The organism is Mogibacterium kristiansenii, assembly GCF_029224645.1.
Taxonomy (GTDB): Bacteria; Bacillota; Clostridia; order Peptostreptococcales; family Anaerovoracaceae; genus Mogibacterium_A; species Mogibacterium_A kristiansenii.
This window is the reverse complement of the sequence record NZ_JAQXUZ010000001.1, coordinates 64900-91509: the sequence shown is the minus strand read 5'-3', so window position 1 is coordinate 91509 and position 26610 is coordinate 64900. Positions and strand designations below refer to the sequence as shown.

20 protein-coding genes are annotated in these 26610 nt (G+C 46.9%); 16 read left to right on the top strand and 4 right to left on the bottom strand.

From position 1 onward, the window contains the following. Positions 1 to 59: 59 nt before the first annotated feature. A complete protein-coding gene (locus PUE40_RS00460) occupies positions 60 to 1433 on the bottom strand; it encodes an MATE family efflux transporter (RefSeq protein ID WP_277671564.1) in 1374 nt (457 codons plus the stop codon). A 238-nt stretch (positions 1434 to 1671) separates the two neighbouring features. Between PUE40_RS00460 and PUE40_RS00455 the strand changes: the two genes are divergently transcribed. The 4 genes from PUE40_RS00455 (at position 1672) to PUE40_RS00440 (ending at position 6664) form a co-directional block, all read left to right on the top strand. Beyond that, positions 1672 to 2847, top strand: coding sequence for an Ig-like domain-containing protein (locus PUE40_RS00455; RefSeq protein ID WP_154554880.1), 1176 nt, complete (start codon positions 1672 to 1674; stop codon positions 2845 to 2847). Between the two features lie 93 nt (positions 2848 to 2940). After that, positions 2941 to 5250, top strand: coding sequence for a DNA internalization-related competence protein ComEC/Rec2 (locus tag PUE40_RS00450; RefSeq protein WP_277671563.1), 2310 nt, complete (start codon positions 2941 to 2943; stop codon positions 5248 to 5250). Then, the gene (gene holA, locus PUE40_RS00445) at positions 5251 to 6327 is read left to right on the top strand and encodes a DNA polymerase III subunit delta (RefSeq protein WP_277671562.1); all 1077 of its coding nucleotides are present in this window, start codon (positions 5251 to 5253) and stop codon (positions 6325 to 6327) included. A gap of 151 nt (positions 6328 to 6478) precedes the next feature. Next, positions 6479 to 6664 (top strand): hypothetical protein, encoded by a 186-nt coding sequence (locus PUE40_RS00440; protein WP_277671561.1) that lies wholly within the window; start codon positions 6479 to 6481, stop codon positions 6662 to 6664. Between the two features lie 93 nt (positions 6665 to 6757). On the opposite strand, the gene recN is transcribed toward PUE40_RS00440, so the two are convergent. From recN to PUE40_RS00425, 3 genes are all read right to left on the bottom strand, one after another. Then, positions 6758 to 8383, bottom strand: coding sequence for a DNA repair protein RecN (gene recN / locus PUE40_RS00435; RefSeq protein WP_277671560.1), 1626 nt, complete (start codon positions 8381 to 8383; stop codon positions 6758 to 6760). Next, positions 8376 to 8843, bottom strand: a complete 468-nt coding sequence (gene argR / locus PUE40_RS00430) for an arginine repressor (RefSeq protein WP_277671559.1) — start codon at positions 8841 to 8843, stop codon at positions 8376 to 8378. Before argR ends, recN begins: the two co-directional genes overlap by 8 nt. A gap of 128 nt (positions 8844 to 8971) precedes the next feature. Continuing rightward, entirely contained in the window at positions 8972 to 9889 is a 918-nt protein-coding gene (locus PUE40_RS00425; protein ID WP_277671558.1) for a hypothetical protein, read from the bottom strand. Between the two features lie 565 nt (positions 9890 to 10454). Between PUE40_RS00425 and ruvC the strand changes: the two genes are divergently transcribed. The 12 genes from ruvC to PUE40_RS00365 all read left to right on the top strand — a co-directional run bounded on the left by ruvC (position 10455) and on the right by PUE40_RS00365 (position 26606). Continuing rightward, positions 10455 to 10940 (top strand): crossover junction endodeoxyribonuclease RuvC, encoded by a 486-nt coding sequence (gene ruvC / locus PUE40_RS00420; RefSeq protein ID WP_154553300.1) that lies wholly within the window; start codon positions 10455 to 10457, stop codon positions 10938 to 10940. After that, on the top strand, positions 10937 to 11533 hold the full coding sequence (ruvA, locus tag PUE40_RS00415) for a Holliday junction branch migration protein RuvA (RefSeq protein ID WP_154553301.1): 597 nt from the start codon (positions 10937 to 10939) through the stop codon (positions 11531 to 11533). Before ruvC ends, ruvA begins: the two co-directional genes overlap by 4 nt. Before the next feature lie 20 nt (positions 11534 to 11553). Then, on the top strand, positions 11554 to 12561 hold the full coding sequence (gene ruvB / locus PUE40_RS00410; protein ID WP_277671557.1) for a Holliday junction branch migration DNA helicase RuvB: 1008 nt from the start codon (positions 11554 to 11556) through the stop codon (positions 12559 to 12561). A gap of 63 nt (positions 12562 to 12624) precedes the next feature. Beyond that, positions 12625 to 13674, top strand: coding sequence for a tRNA preQ1(34) S-adenosylmethionine ribosyltransferase-isomerase QueA (gene queA, locus PUE40_RS00405; RefSeq protein WP_277671556.1), 1050 nt, complete (start codon positions 12625 to 12627; stop codon positions 13672 to 13674). Positions 13675 to 13717: 43 nt separating this feature from the next. After that, positions 13718 to 14839 (top strand): tRNA guanosine(34) transglycosylase Tgt, encoded by a 1122-nt coding sequence (tgt, locus tag PUE40_RS00400; protein WP_277671555.1) that lies wholly within the window; start codon positions 13718 to 13720, stop codon positions 14837 to 14839. Further along, entirely contained in the window at positions 14826 to 16001 is a 1176-nt protein-coding gene (rlmD, locus tag PUE40_RS00395) for a 23S rRNA (uracil(1939)-C(5))-methyltransferase RlmD (RefSeq protein ID WP_277671554.1), read from the top strand. Before tgt ends, rlmD begins: the two co-directional genes overlap by 14 nt. 381 nt (positions 16002 to 16382) lie before the next feature. Then, positions 16383 to 16859: a SymE family type I addiction module toxin gene (locus PUE40_RS00390; protein ID WP_277671553.1), complete on the top strand. Its 477-nt coding sequence runs from the start codon at positions 16383 to 16385 to the stop codon at positions 16857 to 16859. Between the two features lie 157 nt (positions 16860 to 17016). After that, the gene (locus PUE40_RS00385; protein ID WP_277671552.1) at positions 17017 to 18630 is read left to right on the top strand and encodes a restriction endonuclease subunit S; all 1614 of its coding nucleotides are present in this window, start codon (positions 17017 to 17019) and stop codon (positions 18628 to 18630) included. Positions 18631 to 18642: 12 nt separating this feature from the next. Beyond that, a complete protein-coding gene (locus PUE40_RS00380) occupies positions 18643 to 21063 on the top strand; it encodes an N-6 DNA methylase (protein ID WP_277671551.1) in 2421 nt (806 codons plus the stop codon). Further along, entirely contained in the window at positions 21053 to 22540 is a 1488-nt protein-coding gene (locus PUE40_RS00375) for a type I restriction-modification system subunit M (RefSeq protein ID WP_277671550.1), read from the top strand. The genes PUE40_RS00380 and PUE40_RS00375 overlap by 11 nt, the downstream gene beginning before the upstream one ends. Beyond that, positions 22527 to 23687 (top strand): restriction endonuclease subunit S, encoded by a 1161-nt coding sequence (locus PUE40_RS00370; RefSeq protein WP_277671549.1) that lies wholly within the window; start codon positions 22527 to 22529, stop codon positions 23685 to 23687. Before PUE40_RS00375 ends, PUE40_RS00370 begins: the two co-directional genes overlap by 14 nt. A 3-nt stretch (positions 23688 to 23690) precedes the next feature. Then, positions 23691 to 26606: a type I restriction endonuclease subunit R gene (locus tag PUE40_RS00365; RefSeq protein ID WP_277671548.1), complete on the top strand. Its 2916-nt coding sequence runs from the start codon at positions 23691 to 23693 to the stop codon at positions 26604 to 26606. The last annotated feature ends 4 nt before the right edge of the window (positions 26607 to 26610 follow it).

The window sequence follows — 26610 nt, the reverse complement described above, 5'->3', positions numbered from 1 at the left end:
GCGGCTCCGGATGGGGCCGCATTTTTTCGTATGACGCGTTGTATTGTCGCAATCCTTTGTTATTCTTGATGAAATTTGTTCTTGTGGTTCACCGGATAGAGCCAGTGTCCAAATATGGTGTAGAGAATCATCAGCACGACACCCACGGCCCAGGAGATCGGGTACAGCACGAAGATACCGTTAATTGTGGTGTAGTGAGGCAGAATCAGCTGAATCCAGAAAATCCGGAAGAGGCAGAGGGAAATCAGCAGCACTGCCATCGGCGGAATGCTCTTTCCCGTTCCTCGGATGGTTCCCGCCAGTCCGTGAAGGATGCTCAGCAGCCAGTAGAACGGACAGAAGTAGTGCATGGCTTGCTTCCCGTAGGCCACAACCCCCGAATCGTCGGTGAACAGGCGCATAATCGGGTCGGCGAAAAGCAGAATCAGAGCCCCGGTGACGATGGTGTAGATAATGCCGATCCACAGGGTCTTGTTCATCCCCTTCTTCACCCGGTCCAGCTTTCCGGCGCCGAAATTCTGTCCGGTGAAGGTGGTAACCGCCATGCTGATGCTCATCACCGGAAGGATGTTGAATCCATCGACCTTCAGGTAAGCCCCGAAGCCGGCCATCGACGTCGCCCCGAAGCCGTTGACGCTGGCCTGTACCAGCACGTTGGAGATGGCGATGACCGTGTTCTGGATTCCTGCCGGAAGGCCCACCTTGATAATCCGAATGCACACCATCTTGTGGAAGCGGATTTTCTTCAGGGAAACCTGATAGGATTCATTTGTCTTCAGCAGGAAGTGCATGGAGAACACACAGGAAATGAACTGGCTGAATACCGTAGCGATGGCCGCACCGGCAATGCCCATCCGCAGGAGGGCTACCAGGACAATATCCAAGACGATATTGGTGATGGAAGCGATGGCCAGATAGATCAGCGAACGCTTGGAGTTTCCCACAGCATTCAGTATGCCGGAAACCATGTTATACAGCACGGTAAAAATCGTTCCTGCAAAATAAATTTTCAGATAGACGATGGATTCCGGCAAGACCTCTTTCGGCGTATCCATCCAGAGGAGCAGCGGCCGGCTGACCAGAACCCCCAGGATACTCATGACAACGCCCAGAAAAAGGGCGATGGCGATGGATGTATGAACCGCTTTCTGAACACCGTTTCGATTCTGTCCTCCCAGGTATTGAGAGACGATAACTCCGGCACCCACGGCGGCACCCTGGGCGAAGGAGATGATCAGAAAAATCAGGGAACCGCTGGATCCCACGGCTGCCAGTGCATTGGCGCCGACGAATTTTCCCACGATGATGGAGTCAAAGGTATTGTAAAATTGCTGCAGCAGGTTTCCCAGAATCAATGGGACGGAAAACAGAAGAATTTCCTTGAGAATATTTCCTTCCGTCATCAGATGGGTGCTGCTTGAATTCGTACTCATGAAGGACCACCCTTTCTTTTTTTTATCTATAATGAAATTTTATAACGTAAACTCAAACGACACAATAGTGATTTTAAAAGTCTAAACGGAATCTTCGGATTTGTCAAATGTACTCTTTCGAGTGCTGTTAAAAATAACCAAATAGTTTAAAATGACAGTACGAAGCACTGCGCAATAGGGCGCCGACGGATTCAGAGTCGGAGAGCAAGCCCGATGATGAACAGAAAGGAGGTTTGTCATGAAGAAGAAATTTTTTGCCATTCTTGTGGCAGGAGCGGTATTTTTCTCGATGCTTCCGATGGTGGCATTCGGTGATACCGGAAATGGAAGCGAACCCCCGAACGGGACTCCGCAAACCGAAATGGGTACGCCGAATTCAACCGATCCGGATAATTTGATCGATTCGGAAGAGCCGGATGGTGAGGAGGATGTATACGCCGATTCCGGAGACATGAGCAAGACGTCGGCGAAGATAAAGGCCGGCGAGAAAATGCAGCTGTCGGTAATCAATGAAAATCCGGCAGGATCCTTCATCGACGTGTATTGGGAAACCACCAATAAGAAGGTGGCAACGGTGGACCAGGATGGCAAAGTGACCGCCCTGAAGGCCGGTAAGTGCACTATTAAGGCAACATTCCCGAACGGAAAGGTAATTACCTGTAAGGTAACGGTTGTTCCGCACCTCAAGTACACAAAGGTGACGCTGTGGAAGCAGAGTTCCCAGACCAACAAACTGCTGGGGGCGACATCGAAGGTGAAATGGAAGACTTCTTCCAAGAAGATTGCAACGGTATCTTCCAAGGGAAAGATTAAAGGAAAGAAAGCCGGAAAGTGCAAAGTAACCGCGGTTCACAAGGGTAAGAAGTATGTGTGCACCGTATACGTACGGAATCCGAAGCTCAGAAGCAAGAAAACGACCATTCATAATACGGCATATTATCAGCAGAGAGTTACCGGCGGCTCCGGAAAAATTAAGTGGACCACTTCCAACAAGAAGGTGGCGACGGTGAATTCCAAGGGCAAGATTACTGCTCGAAAAGCGGGCAAGTGCACCATCACCGCTGTGAGAAACGGCGTGAAGATGCATTGTAAGGTAACGGTTCCGTCCAAGTATCAAGGAACGAAGGTTCCGGACTTTGGCGCAAAGTTCGGCAAACTCCGTTACGATACCGAACATTGGGGCGAGGATCCGGATGTTCACATCTACTACAAGAAGGTGAGCAAGGATCAGGTAAAAAAATACTTGGCCGCGGTAAAGAAGGCCGGTTTGAAAAAGCAGAAAATGAGTGACGGCCGGACTTGCTACCAGCATGCAAACGGCGACGGAATCACCTACAGCCTGAAAAAGGGCAAGCTGCATATCAACTTGTACAACATTCACGATTTCGAAAACAGCGGGGCCGATGAAGAGTAAGGCGAGTCGATTGACTCCAAAGCGGGTTTAAAAGATTCCCGATGAAAGTAAACGTGTACTGAAGGGGAAAAATTCCTGCAGTATAATGTTCCCATGGATCGCAGAAAATTGATGATATACACGGGAATGCTGATTGCAGGAATTACCGCAGGGTACATATGTCTGGAGCGGCACCGGCCGGTGGAAGGAATCCTCCTTCTTGCCGGGATTGCCGGGAGCTTCGCCGCAATTTCGGAACAGATAGGTAAAGAGTATGGCATGACGCGAAAACAGCTTCGCGTCATGCTTCTTTTTCTGATGGTGGGATTTTTCAATTTCGCACTGAACTACAACCGCTATTACACCGACGAGACCCTGCTGAAGCGGGACCAAATCGCCTTCAAAGAAATGAAAATCCTCCACGTCCGGGAGCAGGAAAAGTACATCGCCTATGAGGGCACCGCCCATCTTCCTTCCGGCCGCCGCCGGATTCTGTGCCGAGACTATTCGGAGAATCGAAGCCCCCTTTCCGTGGGAACCGTTGCTCGGGTGTCCGGGGAACTGTCCCTTCCGGAAGAGGCCCGAAATCCGGGATGCTTTAACTACCGCCTGCATTTAAAGGGGAAGGGGATTGTGTACACCGTAAACGCGCAAGGAATCCGAACACGCAGCATATCCCGCCGTCCGACGGATGTTTTCCACCGGAAGCTGCAGCAGCGGAGAAACGATTTTCTGGATAAATTTCGCCATCGGCCGACGGTGCGGGGTTTTCTGAAGGGAATTCTCTTCGGCGACCGAGGGGAACTGGAGGAAGAAACCTATCGGGAATTCACGGAAAACGGAACCGCCCACATCCTGGCTGTCAGCGGACTGCACGTGGGGTTCTTGATTGCGCTCTTAAACGCCCTGGCTCGAAAGCGGAAGTATTGGAAGATTACGATGGGGATTTTTCTGGTGCTGATTCTCTACGGCGAGCTCACGGAGTGGAGCCCGTCTACCCTGCGGGCGGTGCTGATTGCCATCCTCTCCATGAGCGGGATGTATCTCAATCGCGCCTTCGACCTCACCACGGGCACCGCCGCAGCAGCTTTTGGTGTGCTGATGGTGCAGCCGTATCAGCTGTTTCAGACCGGTTTCATCATGTCCTACCTGGCGATTCTGGGAATGGCCTTCCTCACCCGGCCGCTGAGCCATTTTCTGGGCGAGGGGCTTGCCTCTCTGATGTCGCTCCAGATGATGATGATTCCCTTTCAGATATACGCCTTCAATCGGTTCAATCCGCTGACGGTACTGATCAACCTGCCCATTATTTTCCTGGCATCGGTGCTGGTTCCCTGCGGGGTCATCCTGTTTCTGTTCAGCGGCCTGATTTCATCCGGCGGCATTCCGGCAGAAAGCATAAGCCGGCTCACCGAACTGCTGGTGGGACTGAATCGGATGCTCCACATGAACGGAAGTCTCAGCGGGAGCTTCACCTCCGCGGGGACGGCGGAGCTCATCCTGTTCTATCTGATACTCCTGTTCCTGAGTTCCGAACTGTTTCGGGTGATGGTTCTTCGCCGGGATGGAACGAATCTTCGGCGTCTCTTTTTAATCCTGACGATTCCCGCTCTGCTGCTGGTTTTGGGATTTCGGAATCCTCTGGCCGGGGCCGAGGTTGTTTTTATCGACGTGGGGCAGGGAGATGCCATTCATCTGCGAAGCGGCGGCAAGAACGTGCTCATCGACGGGGGCGGCGATTCCAAGCGGAATGTGGGCACGGGTACGCTGCAGCCCTATTTGCTGAAAAACGGGGCGCGGACGCTGGATCTGTCCATTTGCACCCACCTTCATATGGATCATTATCGCGGGGTGCAGGCGTTATCGGAGGTTTTGCCGGTAAAAGCATTTGCGCTGCCGGGGGTGTACCGGGGACTTCCGGAGACGCCCAAGGGGGCACGGTTGCTGCGGCGGGGAGAGGTGATTCGAATCTCCGATGAAATGTCCGTGAAAGTCCTGTGGCCGGAATCCGAAGAGCTGCCGGGTGGGGTGACGGAGGCGGAAAGCAGCGATGAAAATCTCCTGAACGGGGTCTATCGGATCGACTACCGGGGCATCCGCATCCTGGTGACCGGCGACCTCCTTGAGGAAGGCGAGGCGGATATGGTAAAATACTACGCAGGTACGCAGGAGCTACGGTGCGATGTGTTGAAGGTGGCCCATCACGGAAGTCACAGCAGCAGCAGCGAGGCGTTTCTGGATGCGGTGCGCCCGAAGGCGGCGGTGATTCAGGTGGGGAAAAAGAACCGGTACGGACATCCTCACCGGGAAACGCTGGAGAAGCTGAAGCGGCGGAATATTCCGGTGTACCGAAATGACCGGCACGGGGCCATCGGGCTGCGGGTGCGCCGGAACAAGATTTTAATAGATAGGATGATGAATTAGATGTCATATAAAGAGTTTCGAAAAGATTTGCGGAGCAGCATGTTCAACAACGTGGTGATGCTCACGGGAAAGGAAAACTTCCTGGTGCACTGGGCGGTGAACCAGCTGAAGAAAAAGTACGGCGGGAAGGAGTTCCAGGCGCAGAACGTTCACGAATTCGACGGTGCCCAGGCGGATATCGACGAAGTCATCGGCATGGCCCGGACCCCATCCATGTTCCCCGGCCACCGGGTGCTGATCGTTCGAAATTATCCGTGGCTTTTCCAGAAGAAGGGGAAGGAAGAGCTGAAGGAATTCCAGGAAGGGGCCGGTGCCCGACTGCTGGAGTACGCGGCCGGGGCGGATCACAGCGAGTACGCGTCCATGATCATCATGACGGTGGATGCACAGTACTATAAGGATTCCAGTCCTCGAAACTGCGGCCTGACGGCCTACGGAAAAAAGCTCCTGCAGAAATCTTCCGGATACGAAATGAATACCCTGAACCGGGCGGAGCTGGAAGGTTTTATCGGGAAGCGGGTGAAGGCGGCGGGAAAGCAGATGACCCGGAATCAACTGAACTATCTGATTGACCTGTCCGGTTATTATAACGAAGAGAGCGTCTATCGCCTGGACGACTTGGAGAACGATCTCCACAAAATCCTCTATTCCACGGAGGGAGAGCAGATTACCAACGAGGAAATCGAGGATCTGATGGCGGGAGATGCGGACAAATTCGTGTTCCACCTAATCGATGCCCTGATGAGCGGCAATCGGAAGACGGCCATCACCCTGACGGAGCATATCCTGTACGAGGACCCCAAAGCCTCATTTCAGGTCATCGGCCTTCTCATCAGTCAGTTCGAGATGATGTACGATGCCCACCTGGCCATCGAGAAGGGGGTGGACCTAAAGCGGATGGCAAAGGAAATCGGCGTCAACGAATACCGGTTCAAGAAGGCCTACGGCGCCGCGAAGAAATTCCGCAAAAACAGAATTCGCGATTTGCTGATTCAGCTGTACAACGCGGATCGGGACATCAAGCGGGGAAATCTAAGCGACCGGGCCGCCCTGGAAGCGTTTATTCTGCATGTGTAGGGATGGAACAGAAAACAAGTTAAATGTAATTCAAAAAAACAGGAATATAAAAAATATAATTTAATATACACAAGAGCGTAAATCCTTTATAATGTAAGAACAGGGATGGAGATTACACGTAAAACTGTTCTAAAACAAAGAGGTGAAGAATATGAACACATTACTTCAACTTGCGATTCTGGTAATAAACATCTTCATTTACGCAGGCATGTTTTACTTATTGTACCGCTTTGTTCGGAAAATACCGGAAATTGATTTGTACTTAAGTCAATTTAGAAAACAAAAACACAATACAGATAATGATAAAAACAAAAAAGATACTGATGCGGATAACTAGAAGATCGGACGAAGATGCGACAACCAAACACAATCCGTTACGGGCGATGCATCTAAAAAAAAGTGAAGAGCCTCAAAACAGGGCTCTTCACTTTTATTTTACCGCGGCAGAGGCGTTTAGTTCCCGTGCGGCATCCAGTGCGCTGGTGCTGTCCGGATCTCCGCTGATCATGCCCGCCAGCATGTGGATTTTGCCGTCCTCATCCAACCGGAGGATATCCGTGTGGGTGGAATTTTCTGACAGGCTTTTCTGGATCCGGAAGTTGGAGTTCCCGTAAGCCGCAATCTGAGGTAGGTGGGTGATGCAGAGAATCTGGTGATGTTCGGAAATCTCCCGCATTTTTTTGCCCACCACCAGGGCGGTTTTGCCGCTGATTCCCGTGTCGATTTCATCGAAAATCATGGTTTCCACCGAATCGTTGTCGCCGATGATGTGCTTGAAAGCCAACATGATTCGGGAAATTTCACCGCCGGAAGCGATGCGGGAAAGAGGCCGCAGAGGCTCTCCCGGGTTGGTGGAAATCATGTACTCCATGGCATCGTAGCCGTTTGGACCGATTTCCGGAAGGCGCGTGGTGTGAATGGCAAATTCGGAATTGGCGAAAGCCAAATCCTTCAGTTCTCGTGTCAACGCTTGGGTGAGCTGTTCCCCGTTTTTCTTTCGGAGGTCGCTGACTCGGTCGGCTTGTTTTTCCAGCCGGGCATAGGCTTCATCCATATCCTTCCGCCGCTGCTCAATCTCGGCATCGAAATTGTCGATGATATTTAGTTTTCCCGCAAGCTCTTCGCCGTATGCGATGATTTCCGGGATGCTCATGCGGTATTTTCGCTTGGCATCTTCGATGATGCTGAGGCGTTCCGAAGCCCGGTCGATGTCCGCATCGGAGTAGTTCAGGGAAGATCGCATGTCCCGAAGGGCATCGGAGATGTCCACGATGCTGTAGTAGTTCTCGTCCAGGGTCTGGGCGAAACTCTCAAAATCTTCGCTGAGGGAGGCGATGGTCTGCAGTCCGTCGATGGCTTTTCGAAGACCGGAAAGCACGGACTCGTCCTTTTCATAGAGGTTGTCATACGCTCCGTTCACCGCGGAATATATTTTTTCACTGTTCTTCATGAGCTCCAGTTGTTCCTTGAGCTCATCATCCTCGCCGTCGTAAAGATTCAGGTTCCGGATGTAGTCCGATTCAAATCGGTAGAAGTCCTGCTGCCGAAGTGCTTCCGCCTCTTCGGATCGAAGGGAGTTGTAGGATTTCTTCCGTTCTGAATACTGTTGGTAGAGGTCGTGCAGTGTATCCAGTTCGCCGGAAAGTTCTTTGTGGCGGTAACGGTCCGTAATTTCCAGATGGTTCTGTGGGTCCAGAATTACCTGATTGTCGTATTGACCGTGGATGTCCACAAAAGAGCTGCAGAATTTACGAAGTTGGGCCAGGGTCACCAGTTCTCCGTTGAGCTTGGAGATACTCTTTCCGGAGGCCATCAATTCTCGGACGATGATGACGTCTTCTCCCTCTAAAGTTCCGGCAATCTGAATGCGGGCCTTGGCAGTTCCGGTTCGAACCATGGAAATGTCCGCCCGGCCACCCAAAGCAGTACTGATGGCTTCCACCAGTACGGATTTGCCGGCACCGGTCTCACCGGTGATAATGTTCAGTCCTTCCGTTAAATCGAAGGAAAGGTGTTCTATGGTTGCAAAATTATCGATGATAATTCGATTAATCATTTCTATCCCTCTTGGAAATCATGTTTTCGAACAGGCTGATAATCTCGGCGACATTCTCTTCTTTGTCCACGATTATCAGCATGGTATTATCGCCGGCAATAGAACCCACCACGTGGTCCAATTCCAGACAGTCGATGGCTTCCGCAGCCGCATTTCCGCAGCCGGAAAGGGTTTTGATGACAATCAGATTTCCGGCATGTGCGGTGGAAATGATGGTTTCGCGGAAAATCTTAATGAACCGGTCGGAAATCGGTTGTTCATCGTATTTCCCGGCTGTATATTTATACTTTCCGTTTCCGGCCAATGCTTTGACCAGCTGAAGCTCCTTGATGTCTCTGGAAATTGTCGCCTGGGTCACTTTGAAACCGGCCTGGTTCAGCAAATCCTGAAGCTGATCCTGGGTCTCTACTACATTGTTGGCGATAATCTCAAGTATCTTGTTCTGTCTCGAATAACGCATGGGGTCCTCCTGAAATGCCGCATGGGTCTGCGCCCATCTTATGATTAGTTTGATTATATCACAGGCATTCACAAAAACGGATAAAAATTTATTATCATGAATATTATATAATTCGATAAAAGTTGTTCCTATCCGGCCATCCGCGCCGCTGCCTGTGCCTGCATTTGCTGTTTCAGAAATTCCTCGGGATTGACGCCCGTTGTTTTTTCCTGGACAGTCGGACTCGTAAAGAATTCCCGTTGGATCATTTTATCTATTTTTTCTGTATCGATGGTACCGCCGCCGTCTTCGAAGGTTGTGAGAATATTTTTGCCCAAAACAAAGCCGAGAGAGGCGAGCTCGACGGTTTTGATGCAGAAATTGTTGCGGTACCCGGCACCCTTTGCATCGTGATACCAGTAACCGAGATGTTCCAGAATATATAGCTTCCCGGTCAGCGGATGCAAAATCAGAAAATCCGGATAGACGATGCGGCCTTCGATGATAATCGGAAATTCATAAATCACAAGCAATCCGGCACTGACCAGGTGGTCGTAGATAATCGCTTCAATCCGGCTGCGCACCAGCGTTCCGTCAATGGTGGAAACAGTGCATTTTTCGGGATATTTCACCGGTATAGATTCCTTTAATTCCAGCAGTTTCAGGTACCACTTCTGAGTTGCATCCGGTACCGGCTCCGCTTCGCGAAGATTCGCCGGAACGTAACATTTCGGAAGCCTCTTGCGGATTTCTTCCGTGGTGATATCGATGTAATTATCCTGAAAATGCTTGAGCGCAGCGATGTTGCTTTCCAGCATCGAAATCAGAACTTTTGTTGCGCGAAGGTTCTGAATTCGTTGTACTGTAGTGTGCTTCTCGTTTCCGATATATTTCGGCTTCTTGCCGGGCCGGTGACCGGTGAAATAGGTTCGTCCGCCGGTTGTGCGAGCGTTGAGAAAGATTCCGTCGTATTCCTTTAGCTTCAGTGCCTTCTGCTTACACTTCCGGAGCAGTTCCTCGTGCTGCTGCAGAATGCCGGAAATTACTTTTAAAAATACAGTTGTCATATTGAGTACCTCCTTATGCTGATTATGCCATAAAAAAAATTCCCCTTCAGTACACATTTATCGAGAATAATCGAGATTTTGCAATATCCGGCCGCATTCGAAGCCGGCCGAGTGCTTGAGCCGCCTGACGTGGTGCTTGCCGACGAAGGAACAAGGGTTAGCGAGGGATGAAGCACCACGCCCCCGGGGCCGGTCGGGAAAATGGGGAGCCGGACGTGGTGCTTCTCGACGAAGAAATAAGGGCTGGAGGGCAGTGAGGCACCACGCCCCCGGGGCCGGTCGGCATTTTGAGGCGGAGGACGTGGTGCTCCTCGACGAAGAAACAAGGGCTGGAGGGCAGTGGGGCACCACGTCCCCGGGGCCGGTCGGCATTTTGGAGCGGAGGACGTGGTGCTTGCCGACGAAGAAATAAGAGCTAGAGGGCAGTGAGGCACCACGTCCTCGGCCCGGCTCGGCCGACTTTTCGATGATTCGCCGGATCATTGTCCGGACGCATGCGAAGCCGGCCGGGCTATTAGACAAAGGAAGCGTTTTTTGGTAAAATAGCCCGAGGAGTTTTAGAAGAATGAGAATACTTGGAATCGATCCGGGGTATGCCATCATGGGATACGGAATCCTGGATTATAACGGAAATCGTTTTCGAACCGTAGATTACGGATCCATTGAAACGGAGGCGCATACACCGATGCCGCAGCGGCTGAATCAGCTGTTTGACGGGCTGAATGAAGTGATTCAGAAATACCAGCCGGAAGAGGCGTCCATTGAGGAACTTTTTTTTAACAGCAATACAACTACGGCGATTAAAGTGGGCGAGGCAAGAGGCGTTGCCCTTTTGGCGTGTGAGCGGAACGGACTTCGTGTTTCGGAGTACACGCCGCTGCAGATTAAGCAGGCGCTGGTGGGCTACGGCCGGGCGGAGAAAAAACAGGTGCAGAATATGGTCAAGGTAATTCTGAATTTGAAGGAAGTACCGAAGCCGGATGATACGGCGGATGCGGTGGCGGCGGCCATTTGCCATGCGCATTCCAGAAATAACAGGGTGATAGGATGATTAGACATATTACGGGAAAATATCTTTTTTATGAGAAAGGATCCATCGTGGTGGAGACGCAGGGCGGAATCGGTTTCCGGATTCACGTGGCGGATACCTCGCCGGTGCTGAATGCTCGGGAGGGAGATGTGGTTCAACTGTATACGTATATGCAGGTGAAGGACGACGGCATGTCCCTGTTCGGTTTTAATGACCGGGATGCGCTGACTCTTTTCGAGCAGCTGCTGACAGTGAACGGCGTGGGACCGAAAGCCGGTCTGGCCATCATGTCCATCGGCACGGTGAACCAGATTAAAGCGTTTATCATGCATAAGGATGCCAAATCCATTGCGAAGGCGCAGGGCGTTGGAAAGAAAACGGCGGAACGGGTGATTTTGGAACTGGCGGACAAGGTGAGTGCCGTTCCGATTCAGGATGCGGAAATCGCGACGGAATCGGCGGTACTGTTCTCCGACGAACGGAACAACGCGGTGGTGGCCCTGACCACTTTGGGATACAGTAAAGCAGAGGCGGAGGAAGCCATCGGTCACGTGCCGGAGGATGATCTGACCATCGAAGAATACATCAAGAAGTCCCTGAAATTCCTGATGTAGGAAAGGAAATTACCATATTTATGGAAGAACAGATTACATCAAGACAGATGCAGCCCTCGGATTTGGAGGGGGAACATACCCTTCGTCCTCAATATCTCAGCGAGTACTGTGGGCAGTCGGGAAATAAAGAGAATTTATCCATATACATCGAGGCGGCAAAGATGCGGGGTGAGTCCCTGGATCACGTGCTTTTCTACGGACCGCCGGGACTGGGAAAAACAACATTGGCGGGAATCATTTCCAACGAGCTGGGCGTGGATATCAAAATCACATCCGGCCCGGCCATCGGAAGAGCCGGAGATCTGGCTGCCATTCTGACCAATTTGAATGAAAACGATGTGCTTTTCATCGACGAGATTCACCGGCTGAATCGGTCGGTGGAAGAGGTGCTGTATTCCGCCATGGAAGACTATGCGCTGGATATCGTCATCGGAAAAGGCCCATCGGCTCGGTCCCTTCGGATTGACCTGTCTCATTTTACCCTAATTGGCGCCACTACGCGGGCGGGAAGCCTTTCGGCACCGCTTCGGGATCGGTTCGGAATCATTTGCAAATTCGATTTCTATACCGTGGAGGAACTGAAGGAAATCCTCCGCCGGTCGGCGCGGGTGATGAACGTGCGCATCGATGAAGAGTCCCTGACGGAGCTGGCGAAACGTTCCCGAGGGACGCCGCGAATCGCCAACCGCATGCTGAAGCGGGTGCGGGATTTTTCGGAGGTCATTCAGGACGGAAACGTGGATATCGATATCACCCGGAAAGCGCTGGATGCTTTGGGGGTCGATGACATGGGACTGGAGAAGCTGGATCGAGAGATTCTCACCACGATTATCAAGGGCTTCAACGGCGGCCCGGTGGGAATCGAGACCATCGCTTCCGCAATCGGTGAAGAGCGAGTGACGCTGGAGGATGTGAACGAACCGTACCTGATTCAGTCCGAGCTGATGTATCGGACGCAGAAGGGACGGATGGCATCCCGGAAGGCTTACGAGCATCTGGGGCTGATGGCGCTCTATTCGGAAAAGTAAAAACAAGATTCGGGAAAGCCGAACGAAACGAAAAATCATATTATATAATAAAGAAGGAAACACATGAAATTAGAAGATTTTGATTATCACCTGCCAGAGGAGCTGATTGCTCAGACCCCGGCACAACAAAGAGATTCCTGCCGGCTGATGGTTCTGAACCGGGAGAAGAACAGCATTGAGCACCGCCATTTTCACGATATTTTGGACTATCTGAAACCGGGAGACTGCATGGTTCTGAACGATTCCAGGGTAATTCCCGCCAGACTGTTCGGGCGAAAGGCGGTGACGGGAGCCCACATTGAATTCCTGCTGATTAAGCGGCTGGAAGGGGATGTGTGGGAAACCATGGTTCGCCCGGGAAAGAGATTGAAGGAAGGAGACACGGTAGTGTTCGATTCCGAGCACCTGTTCCAGGCCCATATTCTGGGTTTCCAGGATCCGGATCAGGGAACCCGGAAGGTTCGTTTTGAGTACGAAGGCATTTTCATGGAGCGGCTGGAAGAGCTGGGCAGCATGCCACTTCCGCCCTACATCGAGCGGCCGGCGGACGACACGGACAAAGAAACCTATCAGACGGTATACAGCCGTATTGACGGATCGGTAGCCGCACCGACAGCCGGACTTCATTTTACCAAAGAGCTGCTGAAGGAAATCGAAGAGAAGGGCGTGAAAATCGCCTATGTCACTCTGCACGTGGGCATCGGCACCTTCCGTCCGGTAAAATGCGAGAATATCGAGGAGCACCACATGCATTTCGAGGAGTATTCGGTGACGGAGGAGAATGCGAAGATCATCAACGACGCCATCGACGCGGGTCAGCGGATCATCTCCGTGGGCACCACGTCCACCCGAACTTTGGAGAGTGCGGCGGTGGAGACGCCGGAGGGCTTCCGGATTCAGGCCGGCCACAACAGCACCGGAATTTTCATCTATCCGGGATATGAATTTAAGATTGTAAAAGCATTGATCACCAATTTCCATCTTCCGAAGTCCACACTTCTGATGCTGATTTCCGCATTATACGATCGGGAACACATTCTGGAAGCGTACGAAGAAGCGGTTCGGGAAAAATATCGCTTCTTCAGCTACGGAGATGCGATGCTGATTGAATAATCTCCGATAAATTGCAATATTAATCAAGAAATAAAGAGGTACTATGAGCAACGCAGTAACATATGAATTAATTCATCAGGATACCAGAACTCGTGCCCGTAGGGGACGGATTACCACTCCCCACGGCACCATCGAAACCCCGGTATTTATGCCAGTGGGCACTCAGGCTACGGTGAAAGCCATGAAACCGGAAGATGTGGAGGCCACCGGTGCCGAAATCATTCTGGGAAACACCTACCATCTCTATTTGAGACCCGGCGAGGATATCGTTCGAGAGGCCGGCGGACTTCATAAGTTCATGAACTGGAATCGCCCGATTCTCACGGACAGCGGCGGCTTCCAGGTTTTTTCCCTGGGTAAATTCCGTAAAATCACAGAGGAAGGAGTTACCTTCAAATCCTACATTGACGGATCCAAGCACATGATGAGACCGGAGACGTCCATTGACATCCAGAATGCGCTGGGGGCAGATATCATCATGGCTTTCGACGAATGCGTGGAATACGAAGCGGAGAAGCCGTACGTGGCACGTTCTCTGGAGCGGACCACTCGCTGGCTCAAGCGATGCAAGGACCACCACCAAAACACGGAGCAGCAGTCCCTCTTCGGAATCATGCAGGGCGGAATGTTCAAGGATCTACGGAGAATCAGCGCGGAGCAGATCGTGGATCTGGACCTGCCGGGCTATGCCATCGGCGGACTGTCCGTCGGAGAGCCGAAGGACATTATGCTGGATGTGCTGGACGATTGTGTGGATTATCTGCCAAAAGAAAAACCGCGCTACCTCATGGGGGTTGGCACCGTGGATTACTTATTCGAAGGCGTTGAGCGTGGGGTGGATATGTTCGACTGCGTACTGCCGACCCGTCTTGCGAGACACGGCGTAGCCATGACCTCCCACGGAAATGTGAACATCAAAAACGCCGTGCATCAAAGAGATTTCAGCACACTGGATCCGGAATGCGACTGCTACGTATGCCGAAATTATTCCAGAGCGTACTTGAGACATCTTTTCAAATCCAACGAGATTCTCAGCTCCATGCTGCTCTCGGAGCACAACATTCACTTCCTGGTGAACATGATGAAGAATATTCGAAAATCCATAGAGGAAGACCGTTTCGTCGAATACAAGAAGGAGTTCTATGACAAATATGGAGAATTTTAAAGAATGTAAGCTGAACGGCCTTTGCGGCGGCTGCCTGCACCAGGGCGTTCCCTATGAAGAGCAGTATCGACTGAAGAATCAGCAGGTGCTGGACCTTTTCGACCGATTCCACGTGGATGCCTCCGTGTATCAGGGAATGGTTCCGGCGGAGACCCCGTACCGGTACCGCAACAAGATGGAATATACCTTCGGAGATGTGGAAATCGGCGGACCTCTGGAGCTGGGCATGCATCAGAAGGGTCGCTTCATGTCCATCGTTACCTGCGATGAATGTCAGCTGGTACCGGAAGATTTCAATCGGATTCTGTCGGCCACCCTGAACTTCTGCAGGGAGAGAGAATATTCTTTTTACCATAAAAAAACTCATACGGGCTTGCTGCGGAATCTGGTGGTGCGCCATGGTGTTCGCTCTAACGAGGTGTTGGTGAACATCATCACCAGCAGCGAGGAGGGCTTTGACGAAGCCGGATACGTGGAGCTGCTTCAGGGACTGGAGCTGGACAATACGCTGGTGGGCATCGTTCGTACGTTCAACGACAGCCTGGCGGATGCGGTAATCGACGAGGGCACGAAAATCCTTTACGGCCGGGATTTCTATTACGAAGAAATTCTGGGCTTGAAATTCCAGGTGAAGGCTTTCGCCTTCTTCCAAACCAACATCAATGCGGTGGAGCGTCTGTATTCCGATGCGCTGAACCTGCTGCCGGATATTCATGAAAAAACAGTATACGATCTGTACTGCGGCACCGGCACAATCACGCAGCTGATGGCGCTGAAGGCGAAGAAAGTCTACGGCGTGGAAATCGTGGAGGATTCCGTGGAAGCCGCTCGGCACAATGCGGAGCTGAACGGAATTACCAACTGCGAATTCCTGTGCGGCGACGTTCGGAAAAAGCTGGACGAGCTGACGGAAAAACCGGACATGATTGTGGTCGACCCACCGAGAGCCGGCATGCACGACAAAGTGGTGCACATGCTGTGCCGGTACGACATCCCGGAAATCCTGTACATCTCCTGCAACCCGAAAACCATGTGCATGAATCTGGAACTTTTCAAAATGAACGGCTACGAACCCGTATACATGAAAACCTACGACAACTTCCCGATGACAAAGCATGTTGAGACGGTTGTATTGCTGTCAAAAATGAACACAACCAAGTAAGAAAACCTATTGAAATCAAAGGCTTTTTCGGTTTCTATCGTTAAACGGTAGAAAGGAACCCGGAGAAGCCTTTAGTTTTATCAATGCTATCGTTCACGTGGAAACATATCCGGAATGGATGGTTGACGCTAGGGGATTGATAACAAGGTAAGTGAACCCTAAAAAGGGTTCAGATTTTCAGGTAAATATTGCTATTTTCAACCAAATGGTTTATAGTGAGAATTACCTTCATCCCAATCATATTCATATTTGTTCATCTATTTCCGATGGTGATTCCCGACACCATCACAATTCATTTTTACGTAGCTTGTGGCTACGATCCTGCGCCAGGTTCGGTGCGAATTTTCAATTATACAAAATCTAATAGTAGAGGAGGATTTAATGTTCACACGAAAAGAGCATCGTTTTTTTAATGACCCTTACTTTAAGATTGTGAGGGAAGAGCAGCAGTACATTGAAGTCCAGTCAGTTAACACAGGACACTGCTGGAATGTTTTTAAGAATCAATTCGAGCCTACATGCAAAGTAAAGCTGTATCACAAGCATAAGAGCACAGATCAGTATTATCACGAGCACAGACAGTGCAGAACTGTTGCAGAGGCCATTAAGGAAATAAAGGAGCATGACGAATACGTTCTTCAGGAAGCTGAGCGAAAGAAGAATCGAGAAGCAAATGCTTCAGAACAAGAAACTCGTCATCTGAAAGTTTATGAGACGAGTGGATATAAGTACAAGCCAACACCTATGATTATGCTGAAAGGCGAATGGCTTAGAAGCTGGGGATTTGACGCCGGAGCAGAAGTAGATGTTGTCTGCGAAGGTGATGGAAGACTTGTAATAAAAGCGGTTAATGAATAATGATATAGCGTTATGGCATAGTAAAGAGCTGTAACGCTATATTTTTAACATTTTGTAAATTTGGTATGCGAATACCAAAATATATTGACAAGAAATAACGATGGTGATATAGTATCGTTAGAAGGTTTAGAATGTCATACACCAGGAGGAGCTACTAATGAAAAAGAACGATGTAAGAATTGATAGAATATATTCCTTCTTCAATGCGATAAGAGGGAACAACACACCAAGTGAGTATCAGAGCGTCTTGGCTATATTAAAAAAGGTTATGGTGCTACAGGATTGTGCACTTAATGAAATGGATTATGATGAGCTGTATCAGCTCATGCTCAGCGTGGCTGAAGATTTTGAAGTTAGAAATCCATTCCCGGATAAAGGAAGGTTTGTAGATATTTACAGAACATTACAAGGTTTTGATGAAGTGACGTGGACAGACATACTTGAGTATGGCGACCCAAGATCGAAGTTTAGAGTTCCGGAATCTGTTGTTGATGAGATGGAGAAAAACTTTATTGATGGGTTCCAGGAAGTGCTTATAGCAGAAGCGGAAAAGTTCTCACCTTTCTTAGAGAGGTTGATTGAAACACATTATGATTCCCATTTCACGCTGACTACAATGGATGCTTTCTACTATAAGGTGTTGACGGAGATGTTCGAAGATAACGAAATGGTAGATATCAAACAGACGAACATTTATCAGTATGAATTTACTTCTGAACGTTTTGACTTGATTCTTGCGGTTCCGCTATTTGGAGTGAGAGACAAAGCTGATGAAAGCTCGCAGTTCATTTGCAGAGAGTATGACATGATCGCAGCAGAGAATCTGGCACTTCATTTAAGAAGCGAAGGTATTTTATCTATTGTGCTTCCGGCCAAAATTACATTTGGTGGTGGTAGTGTAAAAGAATTGAGAGAGTTTCTGCAGTCGATGTATTGCCTTAAGGAGATATCAGATCTTCCTTCAGGAATCTTTGAAAACACTGGCGTGAAGACCTTCCTTCTTAAAATCACAACAGGAAGAACAGATGAAGTTACTATCAAGCGCTTTGTGTTTGAGGATGACAATGCTCGTAAGAGCGGTAATAAAAAGCTGGTACTTCAGGATGATACTTTTGTTCTTGAAGATGAATTAACGGATATGGGCGACTGGAATGTTGATCGTATCTTTGAGTCTCAGGATGAGGACTGGATTAAGTTTCAGGAATCAAATGTGAAGAAACAGGAACTTGGAACCGTTGCAACGATCTTCAGAGGAAAATCTGTAAATCGTAAAGATCCGAATGGAAGTATAGGTGTTGTTAATATTTCTAATATTGGTGAATACGAGATTGATTATTCTTCACTTGATCATCTTGAAGAAGAGGAACGTAAAGTAACGAATTACATTCTTCAGACAGGAGATTTATTGATTCCGGCCAGAGGTACAGCTATTAGAGTAGCAATCTTTGAAGAGCAGCCATACCCATGTATTGCATCATCAAATGTGATTGTAATCAGAGCGACTGATGAGAGTTTATCAACAACATTCTTGAAGCTGTTCTTTGATAGCCCGCTTGGTAGAAAAATGCTTGTTACAAGACAGCAGGGAACTGCGGTAATGAACATCAGTTACAAGGAGTTAAATAATATAGAAATTCCGCTTCCGTCAATCGAGGAGCAGAAGTCGATTGCGGAAGAGTATAACAGAGAACTTGAAGCATACAAGAAAGCGATTCAGACTGCAGAAAACAGATGGAACTCTACGCTGGCTAAGCTTCAAGGAAGAATTTAAGGAGGTCGTTTAATGTTAGGAGCGATTATCGGTGACATCGTAGGGTCACGATTCGAATGGAATAATAATAGGAGCAAGGACTTTGACTTCCTTACATATAAGTGCTTTCCGACAGATGACAGCATTATGAGTTTGGCAGTTGCTCAAGCCATTCTGGTTAGTAAACCGAATCATAGTGATTTGTCTAAGAATGCAGTTGAATGTATGCAGGCGGTCGGAAGAAATTATCCAAACTGTGGTTATGGCGGAAGCTTTCATGGTTGGATTTTCTCAGATAATCCTAAGCCATATAACAGCTATGGAAACGGAGCTGCGATGAGAGTGAGTGCTGCAGGTTTTGCGGCAGATAGCTTGGAAGAGGCAAAACTTCTTTCTAAATTAGTTACAGAAGTAAGTCATAATCATCCAGAAGGTATCAAAGGAGCTGAAGCTACAGCGGTTGCAATTTATATGGCAAAGACCGGTAGCAATATGCTGGAGATAAGAGACTACATTGATAAGAATTATTATCCAATGAATTTTACGCTGGATGAGATAAGAGATACATACCAGTTTAATGAGACTTGTCAGGATACAGTGCCTCAGGCGCTGACAGCCTTCTTCGAGTCGACTGATTTTGAGGATGCAATTAGAAATGCAATTTCAATTGGTGGCGACAGTGATACGGTTGCTGCTATTTGTGGAGGTATCGCAGAAGCATATTATGGCATTCCTACAGATATTAGAAAACATGCATTGACATTCCTGGACCAGCAACTGATGCAGTTGCTTATCTTGTTTGAAAACAAGTATCCGCCAGTGATGGAGAAGAAGCGTAAGAATATGAGTGTTAGCATTAAACGTGCTGCTAGCAAGAAAGTAAAAACAGGAGGTCGTGAGAAGATGATACAGTCAGCTACAGCTACTGCAGATCAGGAACTGAAAGAATCAATTCCTGAGAATGAAGAAACAACAAGTAAAAAGTTATTTGCTCATCTTTATGAGGCCTGCAATATACTTCGTGGACCTATTAACCAGGATGAATTCAAGGATTACGTTACACCAATCTTGTTCTTTAAGAGAATTAGTGATGTATACGATGAAGAAACACAAGAAGCATTAGAAGCCTCTGGCGGAGATGAAGAGTTCGCAGCTTTTGATGAGAACCATAGCTTCATCATTCCTGATGGCTGCCATTGGAACGACCTCAGAAATGCAAGCAAGGATGTTGGTCTTATTATTGCAAAGGCTATGAACGGTATTGAAAGAGCAAACCCTGAAACGCTGAGTGGAGTGTTCTCTAGTTTTGACGGAGTAACATGGACTGATAAATCAAAGCTGACAGACGAAAGACTGAAAGATCTGATCGAGCATATGTCAAGCTTGAAGGTTGGCAATAAAAATTACAGTGCTGATGTAATGGGAGATGCTTACGAGTACCTTATTAAAAAGTTCGCTGATCTTTCAAAGAAGAATGCCGGTGAGTATTACACACCAAGAACGATTGTAAAACTTATGGTAATGCTTCTTGATCCAAAACCGGGCGATACAGTTTACGATCCTGCCTGCGGAACAGGTGGTATGTTAATTGAGGCGATCCGACACATTGATGATCGTCAGATGACTTACGGTAAAATCTATGGTCAGGAGAACAATCTTTCTACATCAGCCATTGCAAGAATGAACTTGTTCTTGCATGGCGCAAGTGACTTCAAGGTTGCTCAGGGAGATACACTCCGTACACCAAGATTTATCGAACATAACCAGTTAATGAAATTTAACTGTGTACTTGCAAATCCTCCATTCGGTCAGGAGAAGTGGGGGGCTGATGCATTCGAGTCTGACAAATATGGTCGTAATATCTGGGGCTGTCCTTCAGATTCTAATGCCGATTATGCGTGGCTCCAACACATGGTTAAGTCAATGAAACCGATGGAAGGAAAGGTTGCTGTTGTATTACCTCAAGGTGTACTTTTCCATAGTGGTAAGGAAGGCGATATCAGAGAGCAGCTCATCAAGAGTGACATGATCGAAGCTGTAATCGCACTTGCAGGTGGAGTGTTCTACGGAACTGGCGTATCAGCATGTATCATTTTCTTGAACAATCATAAGAAAGCAGCTCATAAGGGTAAGGTTTGTCTGATAGATGCAACAAATATCTATACACCGAAGCGTGCCCAGAACGTGATGGAAGAGAAGGATATTAAAGAAATTTATGATCTGTATCAGGGATACGAGGACGTTATTGAGAAGTGTAAGATCGTAACGATCGACGATCTTGATGCAGCAGGAAATACATTAGCTGTGAATACTTATATTGAGAAAAAGAAGCAAGAAGTTGTTTCACCTGCAGTTGTAAAAGCACAGTACTTTGAGGCTTTAGAGAATGTAAGAAAGGCTGAAGCTAAGATGAAAGCATTATTGATTGAAGGAGGTTACGTAAATGAGCAGTAAGATTACTATAGATGAACTCGAAAAATACCTCTGGGGATCTGCAGTATTGCTTCGTACCCATGTGGATGCCGGAGCTTACAAGCAGTACATTTTCCCGTTATTATTTTTTAAACGTCTAAGCGATGTTTATGATGAGGAGAGTAGAAATGCCAAAGAAGAATTTGGCGAAGAAGCTTTGGAGTGGGATGAAAGCCATCAGTTTAAGATTCCAGCTGGTGCTCATTGGAGTGATGTAAGAAATGTTTCGAAGGATGTTGGTAAAGCAATCGCAGAAGCATTCCATAAGATTGAAGCAGCAAATCCAGATAAGCTTCAGGGCATTTTCGGAGATGCTTCATGGACAAATAAAAACAGACTTCCAGATAGATTGTTAAAGGATCTTATGGAGCACTTCAGTTCAAAGACACTGAGTATTGAAAACTGTCCAGCAGACGAGCTTGGCCAGGGATATGAGTACTTGATTAAACAGTTTGCAGATGATAGCGGACACACAGCACAGGAGTTTTACACAAACAGAACAGTTGTAAATCTTATGACCGAAATGTTGAAGCCGCAGCCAGGAGAGTCAATTTATGATCCTACTTGTGGTAGTGCAGGTATGTTGATTTCTGCAGTTGCTTACTTGAAACAGCAGAAAAAGGAGTGGAGAAATCTTGCGATTTACGGGCAGGAAATTGTTACTTTGACATCAGCTATTGCGAGAATGAACCTTCTGCTTCATGGCGTACAGGATTTCCAGATTGTAAATGCGGATACCTTAAAGACACCAGCGTTCACTGATCATGCAAAGTTACAGCAGTTCGATTTAGTTCTCGCAAATCCACCTTATTCTATTAAAAATTGGGACAGAACAGCATTTGAGTCAGACAAGTATGGACGTAATTTCTTAGGAACGCCTCCTCAAGGTAGAGCCGACTATGCTTTCTTCCAGCATATACTTAAGAGTATGGACCCGATTTCAGGCCGTTGTGCAATTCTCTTCCCTCATGGCGTACTGTTTAGAGGAGAAGAACAGGAAATGAGAGAAAATCTGGTGCGTTCAGACTTGATCGAGTGTGTATTAGGTATTGGAAGAAACTTATTCTATAACTCTCCAATGGAAGCATGCATTGTGATCTGCAGGACTAAGAAGCCGGCAGCCAGAAAAGGGAAAATACTGTTTATCAATGCAAAGCATGAAGTAACAAGAAAAAATGCACAGAGTTATCTTGAGGAATCCCATATCAAAAAGATAGCAGATGCATATTTGAACTACGAAGAGATAGATAAGTTCTCAAAGGTAGTTTCAACGAAAGATGTTCTTGCAAATGACGGAGAGCTTACAATTTCACTGTATTTACCAGAAGAAAATACAGATGAGATATTAACAATAGAAGAGGCTGTTGATGCGTGGTCAGAGATCAGCGAAAGAACAGCAAACGAATACACTAAGCTGACAAAAATGATAAAGGAGGTGAATAAGGATGCCACATTATAAGTTTGATCAGATTGCATTTAATATTACTGATAAGAAAATGCCAGAGCCTGGCGACGAAAAGATGTATATCGGTCTTGAGCATCTTGATTCAGGAAGCCTTAAGATTACAAGATGGGGAAGTGAAGTTGAGCTTACTGGACAGAAACTTGTAATGAGAAAGGGAGATGTCCTTTTTGGAAGAAGAAATACGTATCTTAGAAGAGCTGCGATTGCACCGCATGATGGTATTTTTTCTGCGCATGGCATGATTTTCAGACCTAAGACCCAGGTGATTGATCCGGAATACTTCCCGTTCTTCATTTCATCAAATTATTTTATGGACGCGGCGATCCGTATTTCGGTGGGATCTTTGTCACCTACTGTTAACTGGAAAACTTTAAAAGAGCTTGAGTTTGACCTTCCTTCACTGGAAGAACAAAGAAGGAATGCTGCTTTATTAAAGTCGATAAACGAAACAAAGGAAGCATATCAAGAGCTTCTCATTCAGACAGATAATCTTGTGAAATCGCAATTTATCGAGATGTTTGGGGATTGTATAAGGAATGATAAAGAGTGGAATGTTCGCTTATTACAGGATGTTCTTGCAGAAGGATGCCGAGTTACATACGGTATTGTAAAAACTGAAGATGACATTCCTGGAGGCGTTCCCGTATTTCGTCCTGTTGACATTTCGCAGGGACATGTTCCAACCAGATCCGAATTAAAAAGAACATCAAAAGAGATATCAGATCAATATAAGCGAACTATCCTAAATGGAGATGAATTACTGATTACAATTAGAGGTTCTGTTGGAGAAACATTTCAGATTTCAAAGGAATTCGAGGGCTGCAATGTTGCTCGAAATATTGTACCGCTTAGAGCGAATACCGAGATACTTCTGCAAGGCTTCTTGAAGGCAGTAATCGATTCAGTAGCATTCCAAGAGAAAATTGCAAGCATTACGAAAGGTGTAGCGTTGAAAGGAATAAACATCAACGAATTCAAAGTGTGTCCGATTATATTGCCACCGATCGAGATGCAACAGCAATGGGTAGAGTTTGCACAACAGAGCGATAAATCAAAATTTGAATTGAAGGAAGCAATTAAGAGCTGCGATGCACTCATGAAAGCTATCCTGTTTACTAATCTTGAAGAAAAGGAGGGCTAACATATGCCACAGTTTAATGAAGACAATACAGTTGAACAACTGTTTATTGATACATTAAAGAAAAATGGCTGGAAGTATGTTCCTGCGGATCAGCTTCCTAGAGATTTAACAGATGTAATTGTTGAACCTATGGTAAAGGATGCATTGATTCGATTGAATCCAGAGATTGCAGAAGATCCATCCAGAGCTGATGAAGTTATATATAAACTTCGTGCAATGCTCCAGCCATTCCCTAGCGACAATCTGGTTGCTCAGAATGAAGCTTTTAAGAAGAAATTATTCGAAGAAAATTCATATCCATTTGGCAAGGATGGAAGACCGACTCCGATCAATTTCTTTGGGACAATAACAAAAGACGAACTTGCAAAGAACGAGTATGTTGTTACTAATCAGTGGGTATATCCTACGGTTGAGAATGGCAAACGATTTGATATTGTCCTTCTGATTAATGGTTTTCCTGTAGCTATAGGTGAACTTAAAACACCTGTACGTAATGCCATTACATGGTTGGACGGAGCCCAGGACATTGCAGATTATGAGAAATCTGTACCAGAGATGTTTGTTCCTAACGTTTTTAATTTTGCTTCTGAAGGAAAATGCTATCGTTATGGTTCCATCAATATGCCATTAACAAAGTGGGGCCCTTGGCATACACCAGATCATAAGACAGAAGGAAGTCTTGCTGATGTTAAGATCAGCGTTGCTGATATGATCACGCCTGAAAAGGTTATGGACATCATGCAGTTCTTCACTTTGTTCTCAACAGATAAGAAGCATCGCAAGATTAAAGTCATCTGTAGATATCAGCAGTATGAAGCTGCAAACCTTATGGTTGAACGTGTAAAAGCCGGATATCCTAAACAGGGTCTTATCTGGCACTTCCAGGGATCTGGTAAATCGTTACTTATGGTTTTCGCAGCTCAGAAGCTTCGAATGATGCCGGAGTTAAATAATCCTACAGTAGTTATCGTAGATGATAGAATCGATCTTGAAACACAGATTACCGGTGATTTTAATGCAGCAGATATTCCTAATCTCCAGTCACTTGGAACAAAAGAAGAGTTGATGAACTTCTTTGAACAGGATATGCGTAAAATTGCCATTACGACTATTTATAGATTCGGTGATGTCGAAAAGGCACTTAACCTTAGAGATAACATTATTCTGATGGTGGATGAAGCACATAGAACACAGGAAGGTGACTATGGTGAAAAGATGCGTCTTGCATTACCAAATGCATTCTTCTTTGGTTTAACAGGTACACCTATCAATCGTCTTGATAAGAATACATTTAAGACCTTCGGTGCAATCGAAGATAAGAGCGGATACATGAGTAAATACTCATTCTCTGATTCTATCAGAGATAAGGCCACACTTCCGTTGAACTTTGAGCCTGTACCGATTGATTTGCATGTTGATAAGGACAAGCTTAACCAGGCGTTTGATGAAATGACAGAAGGTCTTTCTGATGAAGATAAGGGTGAGCTTTCAAAGAACGTTACGATGAAAGCTATCATGTATGACCGCAAGCGTATCAGAAAAGTTGTGGAGCATATAGTTAATCACTTCAGAACAAAGATTGAGCCTAATGGATATAAAGCTCAGATTGTTGTGTTCGATCGTGAATGTTGCCTTATGTATAAAGAGGAGCTCGATAAGCTGGTTCCGCCTGAGCAGTCAACAATTGTCATGACAACAGGTGACGACAAGGCAGGTCGTTATAAAAAGTACAAGAGAAATCGTGATGAAGAGGCAAAGGTGCTTGATCACTTTAGAGAGCCAAATGATCCGTTGAAATTTGTTATTGTTACAAATAAGCTTCTTACCGGATTTGATGCACCGATTCTTCAGGTAATGTACCTTGATAAACCTATGAAAGACCATAACCTTTTACAGGCAATCTGTCGTGTAAACAGAACCTATGATGAAGGAAAAACAAATGGTCTTATTGTAGACTATATTGGAATTTTTGATAACGTTGCAAAGGCATTAAACTTCGATGAGGCTGGAATGAAGAAGGTAGTAACGAACATCGAAGAAGTAAAGAAGCAGGTGCCCGCTTTAATGCGTAAATGCTTAAGTTACTTTATGGGCGTAGACAGAACTGTTGAAGGCTGGGAAGGTTTACTGGCAGCGCAGGAATGTTTACCTAACAATAAAGTAAAAGATGAGTTTGCTGCAGACTATCGAGTATTGAACAGAGCATGGAACGCTTTGTCTCCTGATCCTTTCTTAGAGCCATTTAAGTATGACTACGTATGGATTAGTAAAGTGTACGAATCTGTAAAACCTACTGATAATAGAGGTGCTCTTGTCTGGGCTGCTCTTGGTGCCAAGACTTTGGAACTTGTACATCAGCATATCGAAGTCGGAGAAGTTCATGAGGATGTAGATATTCTTACTCTTGATGCAGCACTTATCGACGAGTTCATTGAAAAGCAGAAAGATATCAAAAAGACGACTATGAAGGTTGAAATCGACCTTGTTGCAAAGATACAGAAACATGCAAAAGATCCAAAGTTCAAGCAGCTTGGAGAAAAGCTCGAAGAGCTTCGTGAAAAGCATGAGCAAGGTCTTATTACCAGCATCGAGTTCCTTAAGTTACTGTTAGAGCTTGCAAAAGAAGCAGCACGAGCAGAAAAGGAGGTTGTTCCTGAGGAAGAGATCGATCGTGGTAAGGCAGCTCTTACAGAGTTGTTTAATGGACTTCGTAATGATAAAACACCGGTAATCGTGGAACGCATCGTAACTGATATTGACGACATTGTAAAAATTGTTAGATTTGATGGATGGCAGAAAACAACGACCGGAAAGAATGAAGTTAAGAAAGCGCTTAGAAGCGTTGTCTGGATCAAGTATAAGATTAAAGACAAAGAGGTATTCGATAAGGCCTATAACTATATCGAGCAGTATTATTAATACT

Bases quoted from the DNA above. Each gene is read 5' to 3' on its own strand.
- rlmD (WP_277671554.1), top strand. From the start codon at position 14,826: ATGGAGAATTTTAAAGAATGTAAGCTGAACGGCCTTTGCGGCGGCTGC.
- argR (WP_277671559.1), bottom strand. From the start codon at position 8,843: ATGCGTTATTCGAGACAGAACAAGATACTTGAGATTATCGCCAACAAT.
- ruvC (WP_154553300.1), top strand. From the start codon at position 10,455: ATGAGAATACTTGGAATCGATCCGGGGTATGCCATCATGGGATACGGA.
- PUE40_RS00440 (WP_277671561.1), top strand. From the start codon at position 6,479: ATGAACACATTACTTCAACTTGCGATTCTGGTAATAAACATCTTCATT.
- PUE40_RS00460 (WP_277671564.1), bottom strand. From the start codon at position 1,433: ATGAGTACGAATTCAAGCAGCACCCATCTGATGACGGAAGGAAATATT.
- PUE40_RS00380 (WP_277671551.1), top strand. From the start codon at position 18,643: ATGTTAGGAGCGATTATCGGTGACATCGTAGGGTCACGATTCGAATGG.
- PUE40_RS00375 (WP_277671550.1), top strand. From the start codon at position 21,053: ATGAGCAGTAAGATTACTATAGATGAACTCGAAAAATACCTCTGGGGA.
- PUE40_RS00385 (WP_277671552.1), top strand. From the start codon at position 17,017: ATGAAAAAGAACGATGTAAGAATTGATAGAATATATTCCTTCTTCAAT.
- PUE40_RS00455 (WP_154554880.1), top strand. From the start codon at position 1,672: ATGAAGAAGAAATTTTTTGCCATTCTTGTGGCAGGAGCGGTATTTTTC.
- holA (WP_277671562.1), top strand. From the start codon at position 5,251: ATGTCATATAAAGAGTTTCGAAAAGATTTGCGGAGCAGCATGTTCAAC.
- recN (WP_277671560.1), bottom strand. From the start codon at position 8,383: ATGATTAATCGAATTATCATCGATAATTTTGCAACCATAGAACACCTT.
- queA (WP_277671556.1), top strand. From the start codon at position 12,625: ATGAAATTAGAAGATTTTGATTATCACCTGCCAGAGGAGCTGATTGCT.
- PUE40_RS00390 (WP_277671553.1), top strand. From the start codon at position 16,383: ATGTTCACACGAAAAGAGCATCGTTTTTTTAATGACCCTTACTTTAAG.
- PUE40_RS00370 (WP_277671549.1), top strand. From the start codon at position 22,527: ATGCCACATTATAAGTTTGATCAGATTGCATTTAATATTACTGATAAG.
- PUE40_RS00425 (WP_277671558.1), bottom strand. From the start codon at position 9,889: ATGACAACTGTATTTTTAAAAGTAATTTCCGGCATTCTGCAGCAGCAC.
- ruvA (WP_154553301.1), top strand. From the start codon at position 10,937: ATGATTAGACATATTACGGGAAAATATCTTTTTTATGAGAAAGGATCC.
- PUE40_RS00365 (WP_277671548.1), top strand. From the start codon at position 23,691: ATGCCACAGTTTAATGAAGACAATACAGTTGAACAACTGTTTATTGAT.
- ruvB (WP_277671557.1), top strand. From the start codon at position 11,554: ATGGAAGAACAGATTACATCAAGACAGATGCAGCCCTCGGATTTGGAG.
- tgt (WP_277671555.1), top strand. From the start codon at position 13,718: ATGAGCAACGCAGTAACATATGAATTAATTCATCAGGATACCAGAACT.
- PUE40_RS00450 (WP_277671563.1), top strand. From the start codon at position 2,941: ATGGATCGCAGAAAATTGATGATATACACGGGAATGCTGATTGCAGGA.